The sequence below is a fragment of the Roseateles sp. P5_E1 genome, assembly GCF_054049335.1.
In genome coordinates, this window is sequence record NZ_JBFUMN010000258.1 from 1 (window position 1) to 639 (window position 639).

At 69.2% G+C, this 639-nt stretch carries 1 protein-coding gene; it reads left to right on the plus strand.

What is annotated here, in order from left to right; genetic code table 11:
• The coding region (locus ACXJKJ_RS30910; RefSeq protein WP_457395361.1) for a PKD domain-containing protein at nucleotides 1–639 on the plus strand (639 nt) is incomplete at both ends.

Below are 639 nucleotides of genomic sequence, written 5' to 3' on the forward strand. Positions count from 1 at the left end.
TGGGCGCGAGCCTGAGCTTCTCCGGCGCCGGCAGCACCGATGCGGAAGGCCCGATCGCCAGCTACGCGTGGACGTTCGGGGACGGCACGAGCGCCAGCGGGGTGTCGGTCACGAAGAGCTACAGCGCGGCAGGCAGCTACACGGTGACGTTGACGGTGACCGACGCTGGAGGCCTGACCCACAGCAAGACGCAGGCGGTGGTGATCACGGCGCCGACCAACCAGGCGCCGGTGGCCAACATCAGCGGCCCGACGAGTGGGCAGGTGGGCGCGAGCCTGAGCTTCTCCGGTGCCGGCAGCACCGATGCGGAAGGCCCCATCGCCAACTACGCGTGGACGTTCGGCGACGGCACCAGCGCCAGCGGGGTGTCGGTCACGAAGAGCTACAGCGCGGCAGGCAGCTACACGGTGACGTTGACGGTGACCGACGCTGGAGGCCTGACCAACAGCAAGACGCAGGCGGTGGTGATCACGGCGGCAACAGGGGGACAGGCGGTCAATGTTGCTGCAGCCGCCAACGGCGGCGTCGCCACAGCGTCCAGCACTTTTGACTCCAGATTTCCCGCCAGCGCGGTCATCGACGGCGATCGGCTGGGGCTGAACTGGGGAGCTGGCGGCGCGTGGGCGGATGGCACTTCGG